Origin of the sequence: Streptomyces sp. NBC_01116 (assembly GCF_041435495.1) — a bacterium.
Lineage (GTDB): Bacteria > Actinomycetota > Actinomycetes > Streptomycetales > Streptomycetaceae > Streptomyces.
The window spans coordinates 5,053,308-5,069,837 of sequence record NZ_CP108644.1 but is presented as its reverse complement, the minus strand read 5'-3'; the positions used below and the strand labels follow the sequence as shown (position 1 = coordinate 5,069,837).

Annotated in this window: 15 protein-coding genes; 1 reads left to right on the top strand and 14 read right to left on the bottom strand. The window is 70.0% G+C overall.

Annotated features, from left to right (window positions below):
* Window position 1: 1 nt before the first annotated feature.
* Genes nuoL through OG245_RS22200 form a run of 12 tightly spaced genes read right to left on the bottom strand, consistent with a single transcriptional unit; the run spans window position 2 to window position 12,900 of the window.
* Window positions 2-1,897: an NADH-quinone oxidoreductase subunit L gene (gene nuoL, locus OG245_RS22255; protein WP_371625245.1), complete on the bottom strand. Its 1,896-nt coding sequence runs from the start codon at window positions 1,895-1,897 to the stop codon at window positions 2-4.
* A gap of 12 nt (window positions 1,898-1,909) precedes the next feature.
* Window positions 1,910-2,209 carry an NADH-quinone oxidoreductase subunit NuoK gene (gene nuoK / locus OG245_RS22250; RefSeq protein WP_371625244.1) on the bottom strand — a complete coding sequence of 100 codons (300 nt, stop codon included), beginning with the start codon at window positions 2,207-2,209 and terminating at the stop codon, window positions 1,910-1,912.
* Window positions 2,206-3,072, bottom strand: a complete 867-nt coding sequence (locus tag OG245_RS22245; RefSeq protein ID WP_371625243.1) for an NADH-quinone oxidoreductase subunit J — start codon at window positions 3,070-3,072, stop codon at window positions 2,206-2,208. The genes nuoK and OG245_RS22245 overlap by 4 nt, the downstream gene beginning before the upstream one ends.
* Window positions 3,069-3,773: an NADH-quinone oxidoreductase subunit NuoI gene (gene nuoI / locus OG245_RS22240; protein ID WP_371625242.1), complete on the bottom strand. Its 705-nt coding sequence runs from the start codon at window positions 3,771-3,773 to the stop codon at window positions 3,069-3,071. The genes OG245_RS22245 and nuoI overlap by 4 nt, the downstream gene beginning before the upstream one ends.
* Window positions 3,766-5,169, bottom strand: coding sequence for an NADH-quinone oxidoreductase subunit NuoH (nuoH, locus tag OG245_RS22235; RefSeq protein WP_371625241.1), 1,404 nt, complete (start codon window positions 5,167-5,169; stop codon window positions 3,766-3,768). Before nuoH ends, nuoI begins: the two co-directional genes overlap by 8 nt.
* On the bottom strand, window positions 5,166-7,676 hold the full coding sequence (locus tag OG245_RS22230) for an NADH-quinone oxidoreductase subunit G (RefSeq protein ID WP_371625240.1): 2,511 nt from the start codon (window positions 7,674-7,676) through the stop codon (window positions 5,166-5,168). Before OG245_RS22230 ends, nuoH begins: the two co-directional genes overlap by 4 nt.
* Complete coding sequence (gene nuoF, locus OG245_RS22225; RefSeq protein WP_371625239.1) at window positions 7,673-9,055, bottom strand: NADH-quinone oxidoreductase subunit NuoF; 1,383 nt, start codon at window positions 9,053-9,055, stop codon at window positions 7,673-7,675. Before nuoF ends, OG245_RS22230 begins: the two co-directional genes overlap by 4 nt.
* Window positions 9,052-9,891, bottom strand: coding sequence for an NADH-quinone oxidoreductase subunit NuoE (gene nuoE, locus OG245_RS22220; RefSeq protein WP_371627951.1), 840 nt, complete (start codon window positions 9,889-9,891; stop codon window positions 9,052-9,054). The genes nuoF and nuoE overlap by 4 nt, the downstream gene beginning before the upstream one ends.
* A 29-nt stretch (window positions 9,892-9,920) precedes the next feature.
* Window positions 9,921-11,243 carry an NADH-quinone oxidoreductase subunit D gene (locus tag OG245_RS22215; RefSeq protein ID WP_371625238.1) on the bottom strand — a complete coding sequence of 441 codons (1,323 nt, stop codon included), beginning with the start codon at window positions 11,241-11,243 and terminating at the stop codon, window positions 9,921-9,923.
* The gene (locus OG245_RS22210) at window positions 11,243-11,971 is read right to left on the bottom strand and encodes an NADH-quinone oxidoreductase subunit C (RefSeq protein WP_371625237.1); all 729 of its coding nucleotides are present in this window, start codon (window positions 11,969-11,971) and stop codon (window positions 11,243-11,245) included. The genes OG245_RS22215 and OG245_RS22210 overlap by 1 nt, the downstream gene beginning before the upstream one ends.
* Window positions 11,968-12,522, bottom strand: coding sequence for an NADH-quinone oxidoreductase subunit B family protein (locus OG245_RS22205; RefSeq protein ID WP_371625236.1), 555 nt, complete (start codon window positions 12,520-12,522; stop codon window positions 11,968-11,970). Before OG245_RS22205 ends, OG245_RS22210 begins: the two co-directional genes overlap by 4 nt.
* Before the next feature lie 18 nt (window positions 12,523-12,540).
* On the bottom strand, window positions 12,541-12,900 hold the full coding sequence (locus OG245_RS22200) for an NADH-quinone oxidoreductase subunit A (RefSeq protein WP_003967084.1): 360 nt from the start codon (window positions 12,898-12,900) through the stop codon (window positions 12,541-12,543).
* A gap of 800 nt (window positions 12,901-13,700) precedes the next feature.
* Between OG245_RS22200 and OG245_RS22195 the strand changes: the two genes are divergently transcribed.
* Entirely contained in the window at window positions 13,701-14,561 is an 861-nt protein-coding gene (locus OG245_RS22195) for a C40 family peptidase (RefSeq protein ID WP_371625235.1), read from the top strand.
* 1 nt (window position 14,562) lies between these two features.
* Here the strand turns inward: OG245_RS22195 and OG245_RS22190 are convergent, their stop codons facing one another.
* Entirely contained in the window at window positions 14,563-15,774 is a 1,212-nt protein-coding gene (locus OG245_RS22190) for a Cmx/CmrA family chloramphenicol efflux MFS transporter (protein WP_371625234.1), read from the bottom strand.
* 505 nt (window positions 15,775-16,279) lie between these two features.
* Window positions 16,280-16,456 (bottom strand): hypothetical protein, encoded by a 177-nt coding sequence (locus OG245_RS22185; RefSeq protein ID WP_371625233.1) that lies wholly within the window; start codon window positions 16,454-16,456, stop codon window positions 16,280-16,282.
* Window positions 16,457-16,530 lie beyond the last annotated feature (74 nt).

Here is a 16,530-nt window from a genome sequence, read left to right as displayed (position 1 = left end):
ATCAGACCGCCCTCATCAGCAGGGTCGCGGCGATGACGACCGCCGTACCGCCGAACATCGAGACCGCGTAGGTGCGGGCGTAGCCGTTCTGCAGCTTGCGCAGCCGGCCGGAGAGCCCGCCGACCGAGGCGGCCGTGCCGTTGACGACGCCGTCGACCAGGGAGTGGTCCACGTAGACCAGCGAGCGGGTGAGGTGCTCGCCGCCGCGGACCAGGACCACGTGGTTGAAGTCGTCCTGGAGGAGATCGCGGCGGGCGGCCCGGGTGAGGACCGAGCCGCGCGGGGCGACCAGCGGAACCGGCTTGCGGCCGTACATCGCCCAGGCGATGCCGACGCCGACGACCAGGGCCACCACGGTGGCTCCGGTGACCGTGGCCGCGCTCAGCGGGGAGTGCCCGTGGTCGTAACCGGTGACGGGCTCCAGCCAGTTGACGAACCGGTCGCCGACCGCGAAGAACCCGCCGGCGAAGACCGAGCCGAAGGCCAGCACGATCATCGGGATCGTCATCGACTTCGGGGACTCGTGCGGGTGCGGCTCGTGGCCTTCCTCGTCCGGCTGCCAGCGCTTCTCGCCGAAGAAGGTCATCAGCATCACGCGCGTCATGTAGAACGCGGTGATCGCGGCGCCCAGCAGGGCCACGGAGCCGAGGATCCAGCCCTCGGTGCCGCCCTTGGCGAAGGCCGCCTCGATGATCTTGTCCTTGGAGAAGAAGCCGGACAGGCCGGGGAAGCCGATGATGGCCAGATAGCCGAGGCCGAAGGTGACGAAGGTGACCGGCATGTACTTCCGCAGGCCGCCGTACTTGCGCATGTCGACCTCGTCGTTCATGCCGTGCATGACGGAGCCCGCGCCGAGGAAGAGACCGGCCTTGAAGAAGCCGTGCGTCACCAGGTGCATGATCGCGAAGATGTAGCCGATGGGGCCGAGGCCCGCGGCCAGGATCATGTAGCCGATCTGCGACATCGTGGAGCCGGCGAGCGCCTTCTTGATGTCGTCCTTCGCGCAACCGACGATCGCACCGAAGATCAGCGTGACCGCGCCGACGATGACGACGACCAGCTGCGCGTCCGGGGCGGCGTTGAAGATCGCGCCGGAGCGGACGATCAGATAGACGCCGGCGGTGACCATGGTCGCGGCGTGGATGAGGGCGGAGACCGGGGTCGGGCCCTCCATCGCGTCGCCGAGCCAGGACTGCAGCGGCACCTGGGCCGACTTGCCGCAGGCGGCCAGCAGCAGCATCAGCCCGATGGCGGTCAGCTTGCCCTGGCTCGTCTCGTCCGCCGAGTCCAGCACCGGCCCGAAGGCGAAGGTGCCGAAGGTGGTGAACATCAGCATGATGGCGATCGACAGGCCCATGTCGCCGACCCGGTTGACCAGGAAGGCCTTCTTCGCGGCGGTGGCCGCGGTGGGCTTGTGCTGCCAGAAGCCGATGAGCAGGAACGACGCCAGACCGACGCCCTCCCACCCGACGTACAGCAGGAGGTAGTTGTCGGCGATGACCAGGATGAGCATCGCCGCGAGGAACAGGTTGAGATAGCCGAAGAAGCGGCGCCTGCGCTCGTCGTGCTCCATGTAGCCGATGGAGTAGATGTGGATCAGGGTGCCCACACCGGTGATGAGCAGGACGAACGTCATCGACAACTGGTCGAGCTGGAAGGCGATGTCGGCCTGGAAGCCCTCCACCGGAATCCAGCTGAACAGGTGCTGGTGCAGGGCCCGGTCCTCGGCGTCCTTCCCCAGCATGTCGGTGAACAGGATCAGGCCGACGACGAACGAGGCGCCGGCGAGCAGGGTGCCGAGCCAGTGGCCGGTCTTGTCCAGCCGGCGTCCGCCGCAGAGCAGGACCGCCGCTCCGAGCAGGGGCGCCGCGACGAGCAGCGCAATCAGGTTCTCCACGTTTCCGACCCCTTACAGCTTCATCAGGCTGGCGTCGTCGACCGAGGCCGAGTGGCGGGAGCGGAACAACGACACGATGATCGCGAGCCCGACGACGACTTCCGCGGCGGCGACGACCATCGTGAAGAACGCGACGATCTGCCCGTCGAGGTTGCCGTGCATCCGGGAGAAGGTGACGAGCGCCAGGTTGCAGGCGTTGAGCATCAGCTCGACGCACATGAACACCACGATCGCGTTCCGCCGGACCAGCACCCCGGTGGCGCCGATCGCGAACAGCAGGGCCGCGAGATAGAGGTAGTTGACCGGGTTCACTTGGCGGCCTCCGAATTCTCCGCCGCGGACGAGGGACGGGCTTCGCGCGCCGCGGCGTCCGCGTCCTCGCGGCCGAGCCGCTCCCCGGAGCGCTGCTCCAGGGCCTTGAGATCGGCGAGGGACTGCTGCGAGACGTCACGGATCTGGCCGCGCTGCCGCAGCGTCTGCATGACGGTCAGCTCGGACGGCGTGCCGTCGGGGAGCAGGCCCGGGATGTCCACCGCGTTGTGCCGGGCGTAGACGCCGGGTGCGGGGAGCGGCGGGAGGTGCTTGCCGCGCACGCGCTCCTCGGACATCTCCCGCTGGGTCTTGGCCCGTTCGGTGCGCTCGCGGTGCGTGAGCACCATCGCGCCGACCGTCGCGGTGATCAGCAGGGCGCCGGTGATCTCGAAGGCGAAGACGTACTTGGTGAAGATGAGGTTGGCGAGCCCCTCGACGTTGCCGCCGTGCGCGGCGTTGGCGGCGCCGAGTCCGTTGAACGTGGACAGCGAGGCGTTGCCGATGCCCGCGATCAGCAGGATGCCGAACCCGAGGGAGCACCCGAGGGCCAGCCAGCGCTGGCCCTTGAGGGTCTCCTTGAGGGAGTCGGCGGCGGTGACGCCGACGAGCATGACGACGAAGAGGAACAGCATCATGATCGCGCCGGTGTAGACGACGATCTGGACGATGCCGAGGAAATACGCCCCGTTGGCGAGGTAGAAGACCGCCAGGACGATCATGGTGCCGGCGAGCGAGAGCGCGCTGTGCACGGCCCTCTTCAGCAGGACCGTGGAGAGCGCGCCGATCACGGCGACGGTGCCCAGGATCCAGAACTGGACGGCCTCGCCGGTCGAGGTGGTGGTGGCTGCGGCCAGCGCGTTCACGCCCCCACCCCCTTGTCCTGCCGGGCGTCGGCGGCACGCGTGGACTCGATGGGGTCCTCGTCGGGCTTGTCGCCCTCGCCCTTGGACACGGCCGTCTGACGGACCGTGCCGGGGGCGGCCTCGGTGACCACTCCCCGGTAGTAGTCCTGCTCGTCCATGCCGGGGAAGATCGCGTGCGGGCTGTCGACCATGCCTTCCTCCAGGCCCGCGAGCAGCTCGTCCTTGGTGTAGATGAGGCTCTCGCGGGTGGTGTTGGCCAACTCGAACTCGTTCGTCATCGTCAGCGCCCGGGTGGGGCAGGCCTCGATGCAGAGTCCGCACAGGATGCAGCGCGCGTAGTTGATCTGGTAGACGCGGCCGTAGCGCTCTCCCGGGGAGTAGCGCTCCTCCTCGGTGTTGTCCGCGCCCTCCACGTAGATCGCGTCGGCCGGACAGGCCCAGGCGCACAGCTCGCAGCCGACGCACTTCTCCAGGCCGTCCGGGTGGCGGTTGAGCTGGTGGCGGCCGTGGAAGCGGGGCGCCGTCACCTTCGGCGTCTCGGGGTACTGCTCGGTGAGCCGCTTCTTGAACATGGCCTTGAAGGTCACGCCGAAGCCGGCCACCGGGTTCTGGAACTTCTCCCCCGGCTTCCCCGGCTCCCCTGCCCGGCCCGAGGACCCAGCGGATCCCGATGAGCCCGTGAGCTCTGGTTTCTCAGACACCGCCGGCCTCCTTTCCGTCACTCGCGTTTCCGTCACTCTGAGTATCCGGTCCACCACTGACAACGAGCTCGCGCTCCCGTCGTGGTGTGCGCCTGGGCACCGGCGGCAGGGTCTGTCCGGGCAGCGGAGGCACCGGGAACCCGCCCGCCATCGGGTCGAAGGCGGGCTCCGGTCCGGCCGCTTCCTCCTCGGCCCGGCTCCTGCGGTCGCGGAACATGTCGACGACGAACGAGATCAGCAGGATCGCGATCACGGCCGCTCCGACGTACAGCACGATCCGGGAGAAGTCGTAGCCCTCGTTGCGCAGGGCGCGGACGGTGGCGACGAGCATCAGCCAGACCACGGAGACCGGGATGAGGACCTTCCAGCCGAGCTTCATCAGCTGGTCGTAGCGGACCCGGGGCAGGGTGCCGCGCAGCCAGATGAAGAAGAACAGCAGCAGTTGGACCTTGAGGACGAACCAGAGCATCGGCCACCAGCCCTGGTTCGCGCCCTCCCAGAAGGTGCTGATCGGGTAAGGAGCCCGCCAGCCGCCCAGGAAGAGGGTCACGGAGACCGCGGAGACGGTGACCATGTTGACGTACTCGGCGAGCATGAACATCGCGAACTTGATCGAGGAGTACTCGGTGTTGAACCCGCCGACGAGGTCGCCCTCGGACTCCGGCATGTCGAACGGCGCCCGGTTCGTCTCCCCGACCATCGTGATGATGTAGATGATGAAGGAGACCGGCAGCAGGATGACGAACCACCGGTCGGCCTGCGCCTCCACGATCGCCGAGGTCGACATCGACCCGGAGTAGAGGAACACCGAGGCGAACGCGGCGCCCATCGCGATCTCGTAGCTGATCATCTGGGCGCAGGAGCGCAGACCGCCGAGCAGCGGGTACGTCGATCCGGAGGACCAGCCCGCCAGCACGAGGCCGTAGATGCCGACCGAGGCGACCGCGAGGATGTAGAGCATCGCGATCGGCAGGTCGGTCAGCTGCATCGTCGTGCGGTGCCCGAAGATCGACACCTGGTTGTCGGCGGGGCCGAACGGGATGACCGCGATCGCCATGAACGCCGGGATCGCCGCGATGATCGGCGCCAGGATGTAGACGACCTTGTCGGCCCGCTTGACGATGACGTCTTCCTTCAGCATGAGCTTCATGCCGTCGGCGAGCGACTGGAGCATGCCCCAGGGGCCGTTGCGGTTGGGGCCGATGCGCAGCTGCATCCAGGCGACGACCTTGCGCTCCCACACGATGGAGAACAGCACGGTCAGCATCAGGAACGCGAAGCAGAAGACCGCCTTGATGACGACGAGCCACCAGGGGTCGGTGCCGAACATCGAGAGATCCTCGGCGGCGAGGACGACGCCCTCGGGCGCCGTCGTGAGTGCGGCGAGGCCAGTCACGCTCGTACCTCCGATGGTTCGACGGGAGCACCCGGAGCGGCGGCGGGGCCGATCCGCACCAGGCCGCCGGGGTTCGCGCCGGTGTCGGCGGGGATGCCGCGTCCCACCGAGTTCAGCGGCACCCAGACCACCCGGTCCGGCATGTCGGTGACCGCGAGGGGCAGTTCGACGGTGCCGGCGGGGCCGGTGACGGCGAGCAGGTCGCCGTCCTTGACGCCGGACTCGGCGGCGGTGACCGCCGAGAGCCGGGCGACGGCCGCGTGCCGGGTCCCGGCGAGCGCGGTGTCGCCGTCCTGGAGCCGGCCGAGGTCGAGCAGCATCCGGTGGCCCGCGAGGACCGCCTCGCCGTCGCCGGGCCGGGGCAGCGGCTGCGCGCTCTCGCGCGGGTCCTGGGCGTGGCCGCCCTCCCAGCCGCCGAGCCGGTCCAGCTCGCGGCGGGCGGCGGTCAGGTCCGGCAGGGCGAAGTGCACGTCCATGGCGTCGGCCAGCATGTGCAGCACCCGGGAGTCCGTCGGCGCGAGCGTCCGGGGCATCTGCTCCGGCTTCAGCGCCGCCTGGAACATCCGGACCCGGCCCTCCCAGTTGAGGAAGGTGCCGGACTTCTCCGCGACGGCGGCGACCGGGAAGACCACGTCCGCCCGGGCGGAGACCGCGCTCGGCCGCAGCTCCAGGGAGACCAGGAAGCCGACCTCGTTCAGCGCCTGGATGGCGCGGTTCGGGTCGGGCAGGTCCTCGACGCCGACCCCGGCGACGAGCAGCGCGCCCAGTTCGCCGGTGGCCGCGGCCTCGACGATCTGGCCGGTGTCGCGGCCGTGGCGGGTGGGCAGTTCGGCCACGCGCCACAGCTCCGCGACCTCCTCGCGGGCCCGCGGGTCGGTGGCCGGTCGGCCGCCGGGCAGCAGGGTGGGGAGCGCGCCCGCCTCCACCGCGCCCCGGTCGCCCGCCCGGCGCGGGATCCACACCAGGCGTGCGCCGGTGGCGGTGGCGGTGCGGACTGCGGCGGACAGGGCGCCGGGCACTCCGGCGAGCCGTTCACCGACGATGATCAGGGAGTGTTCGCCGCGGAGCGCCTCGGCCGCGGCGGCCCCTTCGGCCTCCAGGCCGACGCCGCCCGCGAGCGCGTCCAGCCATTCGGTCTCGGTGCCGGGCGCTGCGGGCAGCAGCGTGCCGCCCGCCTTCACCAGGCCCCGGGTGGCGTGCGAGGCCAGCGCGAAGGTCTGCTGGCCGCTCTTGCGGTGGGCCTTGCGCAGCCGCAGGAAGACACCGGGCGCCTCCTCCTCGGACTCGAACCCGACGAGCAGGACCGCGGGGGCCTTCTCCAGCGCGGTGTACGTGACCCCCTCGCCGTCGAGGTCCCGGCCGCGTCCGGCGACCCGGGCGGCCAGGAAGTCGGCCTCCTCGGCGCTGTGGACCCGGGAGCGGAAGTCGACGTCGTTGGTGTCGAGGGCGACCCGGGCGAACTTGCTGTACGCGTAGGCGTCCTCGACGGTCAGCCGGCCGCCGGTCAGGACGCCGGTGCGGCCGCGGGCGGCGAGGAGTCCGGCCGCCGCGGCTTCCAGCGCCTCGGGCCAGCTCGCCGGTTCCAGCTCGCCCTCGGCGTTGCGGACCAGCGGGGTGGTGAGCCGGTCGCGCTGCTGGGCGTAGCGGAAGCCGAACCGCCCCTTGTCGCAGATCCACTCCTCGTTGACCTCGGGCTCGTTGGCCGCGAGGCGGCGCATGACCTTGCCGCGCCGGTGGTCGGTGCGGGTCGAGCAGCCGCCCGCGCACTGCTCGCACACCGAGGGCGTGGAGACCAGGTCGAAGGGGCGGGAGCGGAAGCGGTACGCCGCCGAGGTCAGCGCGCCGACCGGGCAGATCTGGATGGTGTTTCCGGAGAAGTACGACTCGAAGGGGTCGCCCACGCCGGTGCCGACCTGCTGGAGGGCGCCACGCTCGATCAGCTCGATCATCGGGTCGCCCGCCACCTGGTTGGAGAACCGGGTGCAGCGCGCGCAGAGCACGCACCGCTCGCGGTCCAGCAGCACCTGGGTGGAGATCGGGACGGGCTTCTCGAACGTGCGCTTCCTGCCCTCGAAGCGGGAGTCGGCGGCGCCGTGCGACATCGCCTGGTTCTGGAGCGGGCACTCGCCGCCCTTGTCGCAGACGGGGCAGTCCAGCGGATGGTTGATCAGCAGCAGCTCCATCACGCCCTTCTGCGCCTTCTCGGCGACAGGAGAGGTGATCTGCGACTTGACGACCATGCCGTCGGTGCAGGTGATGGTGCAGGAGGCCATCGGCTTGCGCTGGCCCTCGACCTCGACGATGCACTGGCGGCAGGCGCCGGCGGGGTCGAGGAGCGGGTGGTCGCAGAAGCGCGGGATCTCGATGCCGAGGAGCTCGGCGGCCCGGATGACCAGGGTCCCCTTGGGGACGCTGATCTCGATGCCGTCGATGGTCAGCGTGACCAGGTCCTCGGGCGGCACTGCCGCCTCGCCGCCCCCGGAGGGCGCACTCGTGGTGACTGTCATGCGTTCACCCCCCGGTGAGCGTTCTTGCCGTCGGTGTTCTTGTCGTCGGCCCAGGCCGTGGACCGGGCGGGATCGAAGGGGCAGCCCTTGCCGGTGATGTGCTGCTCGTACTCCTCGCGGAAGTACTTGAGCGAGGAGAAGATCGGCGAGGCCGCGCCGTCGCCGAGCGCGCAGAACGACTTGCCGTTGATGTTGTCGGCGATGTCGTTGAGCTTGTCGAGGTCGGCCATCTCGCCCTTGCCGGCCTCGATGTCGCGGAGCAACTGGACGAGCCAGTAGGTCCCTTCGCGGCAGGGTGTGCACTTGCCGCAGGACTCGTGGGCGTAGAACTCGGTCCAGCGGGTGACGGCCCGCACGACGCAGGTCGTCTCGTCGAAGCACTGGAGCGCCTTGGTGCCGAGCATGGACCCGGCGGCGCCGACTCCCTCGTAGTCGAGGGGGACGTCGAGGTGCTCCTCGGTGAACATCGGGGTGGAGGAGCCGCCCGGCGTCCAGAACTTCAGCCGGTGGCCGGCCCGGATGCCGCCGCTCATGTCGAGCAGCTGGCGCAGCGTGATGCCGAGCGGGGCCTCGTACTGGCCGGGGCTGGTGACGTGGCCGCTGAGCGAGTAGAGCGTGAAGCCCGGGGACTTCTCGCTGCCCATCGACTTGAACCAGTCCTTGCCCTTGTTCAGGATCGCGGGAACCGAGGCGATGGACTCGACGTTGTTCACCACAGTGGGGCAGGCGTACAGACCGGCGACCGCAGGGAAGGGGGGCCGCAGCCGGGGCTGGCCACGTCGTCCTTCGAGAGAGTCGAGCAGCGCGGTTTCCTCACCACAGATGTACGCACCGGCGCCCGCGTGCACCGTGAGTTCCAGATCGAGTCCTGAACCCAGGATGTTCGTCCCCAGATAGCCCGCCTCGTACGCCTCTCGTACGGCCTCGTGCAGTCGTCGCAGCACGGGGACGACCTCACCGCGCAGATAGATGAACGCGTGCGACGAACGGATCGCGTAACAGGCGATCACCATGCCCTCGATGAGGCTGTGCGGGTTGGCGAAGAGGAGCGGGATGTCCTTGCAGGTCCCCGGCTCCGACTCGTCGGCGTTGACGACCAGGTAGTGCGGCTTGCCGTCGCCCTGCGGGATGAACTGCCACTTCATCCCGGTGGGGAAGCCCGCGCCGCCGCGCCCGCGCAGACCGGAGTCCTTGACGTACGCGATGAGGTCGTCGGGCGTCATGGCGAGTGCCTTGCGCAGCCCCTCGTAGCCCTCGTGGCGGCGGTAGGTGTCCAGGGTCCAGGATTCGGGCTGGTCCCAGAAGGCGGAGAGGACCGGTGCGAGCAGCTTCTCGGGGCTCGTCCCGTTGTGGTCGATCTCGGCGGCCAAGGTCATCACTCCCCCTCCTCGGCTGCGGGCCCGGCCGGGTGCTCCGGGTCGGAGGCCGAGGTCTGCTGCGGTGCGTCGTGCGAGCTGAGGTGCTCGGTCGGCGAAGGGTCGTGCGGCTGTGCGTCCTGCGGCTTCGTGTCCTCGGGCTGTCCGACGCGCGGGGAGACCACGCGCGCCTTCGGGAGCGCCTCGCCCTTGGCGAGCTTCAGCCCGATCAGGGAGGCGGGGCCCGCGCCGCCGGTCGCCTCGACGGCGCCGGGCCGCTCGTCGGGGAAGCCGGCCAGGATGCGGGCCGTCTCCTTGTACGAGCAGAGGGGCGCGCCGCGGGTGGGCTCGACGGTCCGGCCGGCGATCAGGTCGTCGACGAGCCGCGTGGCGCTCTCGGGCGTCTGGTTGTCGAAGAACTCCCAGTTGACCATCACGACGGGCGCGAAGTCGCAGGCGGCGTTGCACTCGATGTGTTCGAGGGTGACCTTGCCGTCCTCGGTGGTCTCGTTGTTGCCGAGGTCGAGGTGCTCCTTGAGCGTGTCGAAGATGGCGTCGCCGCCCATGACCGCGCACAGGGTGTTGGTGCAGACGCCGACCTGGTAGTCACCGCTCGGCCTGCGCCGGTACATGGAGTAGAAGGTCGCGACGGCGGTGACCTCTGCGGTGGTGAGGTCGAGCGTCTCGGCGCAGAAGGCCATGCCCGTACGGGAGACGTAGCCCTCCTCCGACTGGACGAGGTGCAGCAGCGGCAGCAGGGCGGAGCGGCTGCCGGGGTAGCGGGCGAGCACCTCCTTCGCGTCCGCGTCGAGCCGGGCGCGCACCTCGGCCGGGTAGGGGGTGGCGGGGAGCTGCGGCATCCCCAGCTTGACGTCTTGGCGTGATGTGGTCACCGGTCGACGCCTCCCATCACGGGGTCGATGGACGCGACGGCGACGATGACGTCGGCGACCTGGCCGCCTTCGCACATCGCCGCCATGGCCTGCAGGTTGGTGAAGGACGGGTCGCGGAAGTGGACCCGGTAGGGGCGGGTGCCGCCGTCGGAGACGACGTGCACGCCGAGTTCGCCCTTGGGGGACTCGACGGCGGTGTACACCTGACCGGCCGGGACCCGGAAGCCCTCGGTCACCAGCTTGAAGTGGTGGATCAGGGCTTCCATGGAGGTGCCCATGATGTTCCGGATGTGGTCGAGCGAGTTGCCGAGTCCGTCCGGGCCGAGGGCGAGCTGGGCGGGCCAGGCGATCTTCTTGTCGGCGACCATGACCGGCCCGGGCTCCAGGCGGTCGATGCACTGCTCGATGATGCGCAGCGACTGGCGCATCTCCTCCAGGCGGATGAGGAAGCGTCCGTAGGAGTCGCAGGTGTCGGCGGTCGGGACCTCGAAGTCGTAGGTCTCGTAGCCGCAGTACGGGTCGCTCTTGCGCAGGTCGTGCGGGAGTCCGGCGGAGCGCAGCACCGGGCCGGTGGCGCCGAGCGCCATGCAGCCGGTGAGGTCGAGGTAGCCGACGTCCTGCATACGGGCCTTGAAGATCGGGTTGCCGGTGGCGAGCTTGTCGTACTCCGGCAGGTTCTTCTTCATGGTCTTGATGAACTCGCGCAGCCGGTCGACCGCGCCCGGGGGCAGGTCCTGGGCGAGGCCGCCGGGGCGGACGAACGCGTGGTTCATCCGCAGGCCGGTGAAGAGCTCGAAGAGGTCGAGAACCAGTTCACGGTCGCGGAAGCCGTAGATCATGATCGTGGTCGCGCCGAGCTCCATGCCGCCGGTGGCGATGCACACCAGGTGCGAGGAGAGCCGGTTCAGCTCCATCAGCAGCACGCGCAGGACGGTGGCCCGGTCGGGGATCTGGTCCTCGATGCCGAGGAGCTTCTCGACGCCCAGGCAGTACGCCGTCTCGTTGAAGAACGGCGTGAGGTAGTCCATCCGCGTGACGAAGGTGGTGCCCTGCGTCCAGTTGCGGAATTCGAGGTTCTTCTCGATGCCGGTGTGGAGGTAGCCGATGCCGCAGCGGGCCTCGGTGACGGTCTCGCCGTCGATCTCCAGGATGAGGCGCAGCACGCCGTGCGTGGACGGGTGCTGGGGGCCCATGTTGACGATGATGCGCTCGTCGTCGGACTTCACGGCGGATTCGACGACCTCGTCCCAGTCGCCGCCGGTGACCGTATATACGGTCCCCTCGGTGGTCGCTCGGGGTGTCGCGTGGGGAGTGGTCATCAGGAGTACGACCTCCGCTGGTCCGGAGCCGGGATCTGGGCGCCCTTGTACTCGACGGCGATGCCGCCGAGCGGGTAGTCCTTGCGCTGCGGGAAGCCCTGCCAGTCGTCCGGCATCATGATCCGGGTCAGGGCCGGGTGCCCGTCGAAGACGAGTCCGAAGAAGTCGTACGCCTCGCGCTCGTGCCAGTCGTTGGTCGGGTAGATCCCGACGAGCGACGGGATGTGCGGGTCGCTGTCCGGGGCGGACACCTCCAGCCGGATCACCCGGCCGTGGGTGAGGGACCGCAGGTGGTAGACGGCGTGCAGTTCGCGGCCCTTGTCGCCCAGGAAGTGGACGCCGCTCACGCCCGTACAGAGTTCGAAGCGCAGGGCGGGGTCGTCGCGCAGGGTGCGGGCGACCTGGACCAGGTGCTCGCGGGCGATGTGGAAGGTCAGCTCGTCGCGGTCGACGACCGTCTTCTCGATGGCGTTGGAGGGGAGCAGGTCCTGTTCCTCCAGGGCCCCTTCCAGCTCGTCGGCCACCTCGTCGAACCAGCCGCCGTACGGCCGGGAGGCGGCTCCCGGCAGGGTGACGGTGCGGACGAGGCCGCCGTAGCCGGAGGTGTCGCCGCCGTTGTTCGCGCCGAACATGCCCTTGCGGACGCGGATGACCTCGCCGCCGGTGTCGCGCGGGGCGGGTACGGCGTTGCCGTCGCGCTCGCCGTTCGCGTCGGAGTTCTCGGTCACCGCAGCAGCCCCTTCATCTCGATCAGGGGCAGTGCCTTGAGGGCCGCTTCCTCCGCCTCGCGGGCGGCCTCCTCCGCGTTGACCCCGAGCTTGGAGGTCTGGATCTTCTCGTGGAGCTTGAGGATGGCGTCCAGCAGCATCTCGGGGCGTGGCGGACAACCCGGCAAATAGATATCTACCGGGACAATGTGATCAACACCCTGCACAATGGCGTAATTGTTGAACATTCCACCCGATGACGCACAAACTCCCATGGAAATGACCCACTTGGGATTCGGCATCTGGTCATAGACCTGCCGCAGGACGGGCGCCATCTTCTGGCTCACCCGTCCCGCGACGATCATCAGGTCCGCCTGCCGCGGCGATCCGCGGAAGACCTCCATCCCGAACCGGGCCAGGTCGTAGCGGCCCGCGCCGGTCGTCATCATCTCGATGGCGCAGCAGGCCAGTCCGAACGTGGCCGGGAAGACGGACGACTTCCGCACCCAGCCCGCGGCCTGCTCGACCGTGGTCAGAACGAAGCCGCTCGGCAGTTTCTCTTCGAGTCCCATGGTGTGCCCCTCAGCCCCTCAGTCCCATTCCAGGCCGCCGCGACGCCACACATACGCATAGGCGACGAAGACGGTGAGCACGAAGAGCAGCATCTCCACGAGCCCGAAGATCCCCAGGGCGTCGAAGGAGACCGCCCAGGGATAGAGGAAGACGATCTCGATGTCGAAGACGATGAAAAGCATCGCCGTCAGGTAGTACTTGATCGGAAAGCGGCCGCCTCCGGCGGGAGTCGGGGTGGGTTCGATGCCGCACTCGTACGCTTCGAGCTTTGCCCGGTTGTACCGCTTGGGGCCGATAAGCGTGGCCATGACCACGGAGAAGATCGCAAACCCTGCCCCGAGGGCGCCGAGCACGAGGATGGGCGCGTAGGCATTCACGCTCCTCGCTCCTTCCAGTCGTCCTTGACCTGTGGACCGCATCGGGCGACCGGCTCACTGCCTCACCAAGATCGTGTACATGTGAGGCAGTTCACAAGCCCGACTGCCCCGCATCCTATGCCCGCCCCCCTGTGATCTGCGACACGGGGTACGACAACGGCTTTGTGATCTCCACCACCTGACGAAGGATCATGAAGTCGTATGAGCGGTGATCTTCGTACGCGAAGCGGCCGAGTGATCACGAGACGTGACATTCGATGGTGTTACTGCTGGTCAAAGGCGTGCCGCGCTATCAATCGACGCCCCGTACAAGCAAATTGGCGGTGGGATGCATCGAGGTGATAAGGGCACCGGCCGGGATCGAGCACCGCCCGCACGGAGGGGCGGCGAGGACCGATGTGGACATGTGCACGCATTCACGAACTTCCGGATCGCGCATCCGGAGAGCACCCGTCCGCCGATCCGCCCGTCCGGTCGTCGACTCGCCGGCCGCGGACGCCCACGCGAATGACGGGCGCGAGGGTTGCCCGTCCCGGCGGAGTCGTCCTGTGACCTGCGCCACGCGGCCCCGCCCCCCGGAAAGCCGGGCTTGGCCATCGGTGTGAACGGATGGTAAGCGACGGGCAATTCGGGCGTATTACCGAAAGGCAGTGATCACGGGCCTGACGGCGGACGCCCGGTTTGCCCGTTACGGCGTCAATAAAGGCGCTCAGAAAGCGGATTCACAGATTCCGAACGTAACTGTGTCGCAACACACGTTTCTTGATGGGACCCCTACAGCCCTGATAGCGCTAGTACCCATGTCCCACACCGCTCACATACCCAGCCACCGGAAGCCCCGCCAGCGCGCCTCGAAGTCGGCACTGCGAGCCGGAGTTGCCGGTGGCGTCCTCAGCACCATCGCGGTCGCGGGTGCCGCCGGTCCGGCCCAAGCCGAGCCGGTGACCCAGACGATCGAGATGCCCACCATCACGTCCGGCTTCTCCACCGCTGTGGCCGCCTCCGCCCAGGCCACGCAGCAGGTCGCCCTCGACCTGGAGACGCAGGCCGACGAGGACGCCGCGGCCGAGAAGGCCGCGAAGACGGCCAAGAAGGCGCACGCCGAGGCCGTCCGCAAGGCCGAGGCGAAGAAGAAGGCCGAAGCCGCCGCCAAGGCGAAGGCCGAGGCAGAGGCCGAGGAGCGCGCCGAGCGCGCCTCCCGGACCTCCGAGCGCACGACGCTCAGCGCCTCCTCGGGCTCCTCCGACTCGGGCAGCTCCGCCTCCGCGCCCTCCTCCTCCTCGAACTCCTCCTCCTCGAACGTGAGCGGCTCCGCCGCCTCCATCGTGGCGTTCGCCAAGGCGCAGGTCGGCGACGCCTACGTGTCCGGCGGCACCGGCCCCAACGCGTGGGACTGCTCGGGTCTGGTCCAGGCCGCCTACCGCACGGCGGGCATCGACCTGCCGCGCGTCTCGCAGTCCCAGTCGACCGCCGGCACCCAGGTCTCCCTGGACAACCTCCAGCCCGGCGACATCCTCTACTGGGGTGGCGCGGGCAGCGCGTACCACGTCGCGATCTACATCGGTGGCGGCGAGTTCGTCGGTGCGCAGAACTCCAGCACCGGCACGGTGCAGCGCTCCATGGACTACGACCGGCCGACCGGCGCGGTCCGCGTTCTCTGATTCACAAGCGCCCGCCGGCGCTGAGGTCGACAGCCTCTGAGGGCCGCCGCTCCCCCGCTCGGGGGCGGCGGCCCTTCGCCGTCGTCGCGGCGACGAGCAGGGCCAGGACCATCAGCAGGGCGCTCACCCAGACCGGAGCCCGGTAGCCGAACCCGGCGTCCAGGGCCAGGCCGCCCGCCCACGGGCCCACCGTCGCCCCCAGGTTGAACGCGGTCGTCGAGCCCGCGCCGGCCAGCGTCGGGGCCCCGGACGCGAGGCCCAGGACCCGGGTGATGAGGGCGGTGCCCGTACCGAAGGCGAGCATCCCGAGCAGCGGGACCAGCGCCAGGGCGAGCACCGGGCTGCCCGCCGCGAGGGCGAGTGCCGCCCAGCCGAGGGTGAGGGCGGTCATGCCCGTGGCGACGACGGCGACCGGGCGGGCGTCGGCGAACCGGCCCGCCACCGTGACCCCGGCGAACGAGCCCGCCCCGAAGAGCGCCAGGGACACCGGCACCCAGCCCGCGCCCAGGCCGGTCTCCCTGGTGAGGAGCGGCTCCAGGTAGGAGAACGCGCAGAAGGTCGCGCCCTGCACGAGGGCCATCGTGAGCAGGACCGGCCGCAGCCGGGGGCCGGTCAGCGCGCGCAGTTCGTCCCGTACGGGTACGGGAGCGGCGCCCGTGTCCGTGCCCCGGCCGCCCGGGATGGAGCGCAGGACCGCGAGGACGGCGGGCAGCGAGACGAGGGCGACCGCCCAGAAGGCCGACCGCCATCCCCAGTGCTCGCCGAGCAGCGCGCCCGCCGGTACGCCGACCACGCAGGCGACCGTGACGCCGCCGACCACCACGGCGGTGGCCCGGCCCTTCAGCCGGTCCGGGACCATCGAGACGGCGGTGGTCAGCGCGACCGCCCAGAAGCCCGCGTTGGCGAGGGCCCCGACGAAGCGGGTCGCGAGGAGCACGCCGTAGCTCGGGGTGAGTGCGCCGACGACATGGACGGCGACGAACACCGCGAGGAAGAGGAGCAGGGCGCGACGGCGGGGCCAGGCGCGGCTGGAGAGCGCCATCAGGGGCGCGCCGACCACCATCCCGACGGCGAAGGCGGAGGTGAGGAGGCCGGCGGCGGAGAGGGAGACGTCGAGGTCGGCGGCGATGCCCGAGACGAGCCCGGACAGCATGAACTCGGAGGTGCCCTGGGCGAAGACCGCGAGCCCGAGGACGTAGACAGCGATGGGCATGGGTGGAAAGCCCCTTGGACGGAACCGTCGGGTGGACAGACAGACCGGGATGCGGGGATACGGGCGCGCGGACGCCCGCCGGTGGTCCGGCGGGGCGGCGCGGAGAAGTGCCCGGCGGTGACGATCGGCCGGGGCACGGAGAGGTGCCCGGCGGTGAGGATCGGCCGGCGGCACGAACTCCGCGTACGGCGCTGCTTCGGCGCGTACGCGAGAGGGAACGGCCCGTACCCGCGGTGAGCCGGGGGGCGTGGAACCGTGACGAAGGGGCCGGTGACCCGTGGGTCAGCCGGCGACGCTCAGCACGAACACGGCCACCGGCGCACCGGTGGCCGGAGTCTGTCGGACTCGGGGCTGGTCATGACGAGGAGGCTACCGGCCGGGCGGCTGGGCTTCCAGCGGTTTCCCGGGCCGGAGAGCCGCGGTCCTGAGGGCCGCCGTCGGAAGGGCCGCCCGTCCGCAGGGCCGCCGTCCCGAAGAACGGCGTCCCGAGGATCGCCCGTCCGGATCAGCGGCGGCGGGGGCGGCGGTTGGTCCGCTCCGGCTCCTTGGCCGAGGTGGTGGGCGCGGGCGGCGCGTCGTACGGGGCGTCGAAGTCCTCGTCCTCGTCCGTCGCGGTCAGGTCCACGGCGAAGCGGGGCTCCAGGAAGAGCCCGTGGTGCTGGGGCAGGGAGGCGGTGGTCATGGCTGTCTGTCCTTGGGGTCGAGCAGCGCTGTATCGGCTTGGTCCGTACCCCGCCGGCCTGCGTTCGGTGTGAG

Excerpts from the sequence above, each read along its gene's own strand:
- OG245_RS22205 (WP_371625236.1), bottom strand. The coding sequence starts at position 12,522 with ATGGGACTCGAAGAGAAACTGCCGAGCGGCTTCGTTCTGACCACGGTC.
- OG245_RS22185 (WP_371625233.1), bottom strand. The coding sequence starts at position 16,456 with ATGACCACCGCCTCCCTGCCCCAGCACCACGGGCTCTTCCTGGAGCCC.
- nuoE (WP_371627951.1), bottom strand. The coding sequence starts at position 9,891 with ATGCCGCAGCTCCCCGCCACCCCCTACCCGGCCGAGGTGCGCGCCCGG.
- OG245_RS22190 (WP_371625234.1), bottom strand. The coding sequence starts at position 15,774 with ATGCCCATCGCTGTCTACGTCCTCGGGCTCGCGGTCTTCGCCCAGGGC.
- OG245_RS22230 (WP_371625240.1), bottom strand. The coding sequence starts at position 7,676 with ATGACAGTCACCACGAGTGCGCCCTCCGGGGGCGGCGAGGCGGCAGTG.
- OG245_RS22215 (WP_371625238.1), bottom strand. The coding sequence starts at position 11,243 with ATGACCACTCCCCACGCGACACCCCGAGCGACCACCGAGGGGACCGTA.
- OG245_RS22195 (WP_371625235.1), top strand. The coding sequence starts at position 13,701 with ATGTCCCACACCGCTCACATACCCAGCCACCGGAAGCCCCGCCAGCGC.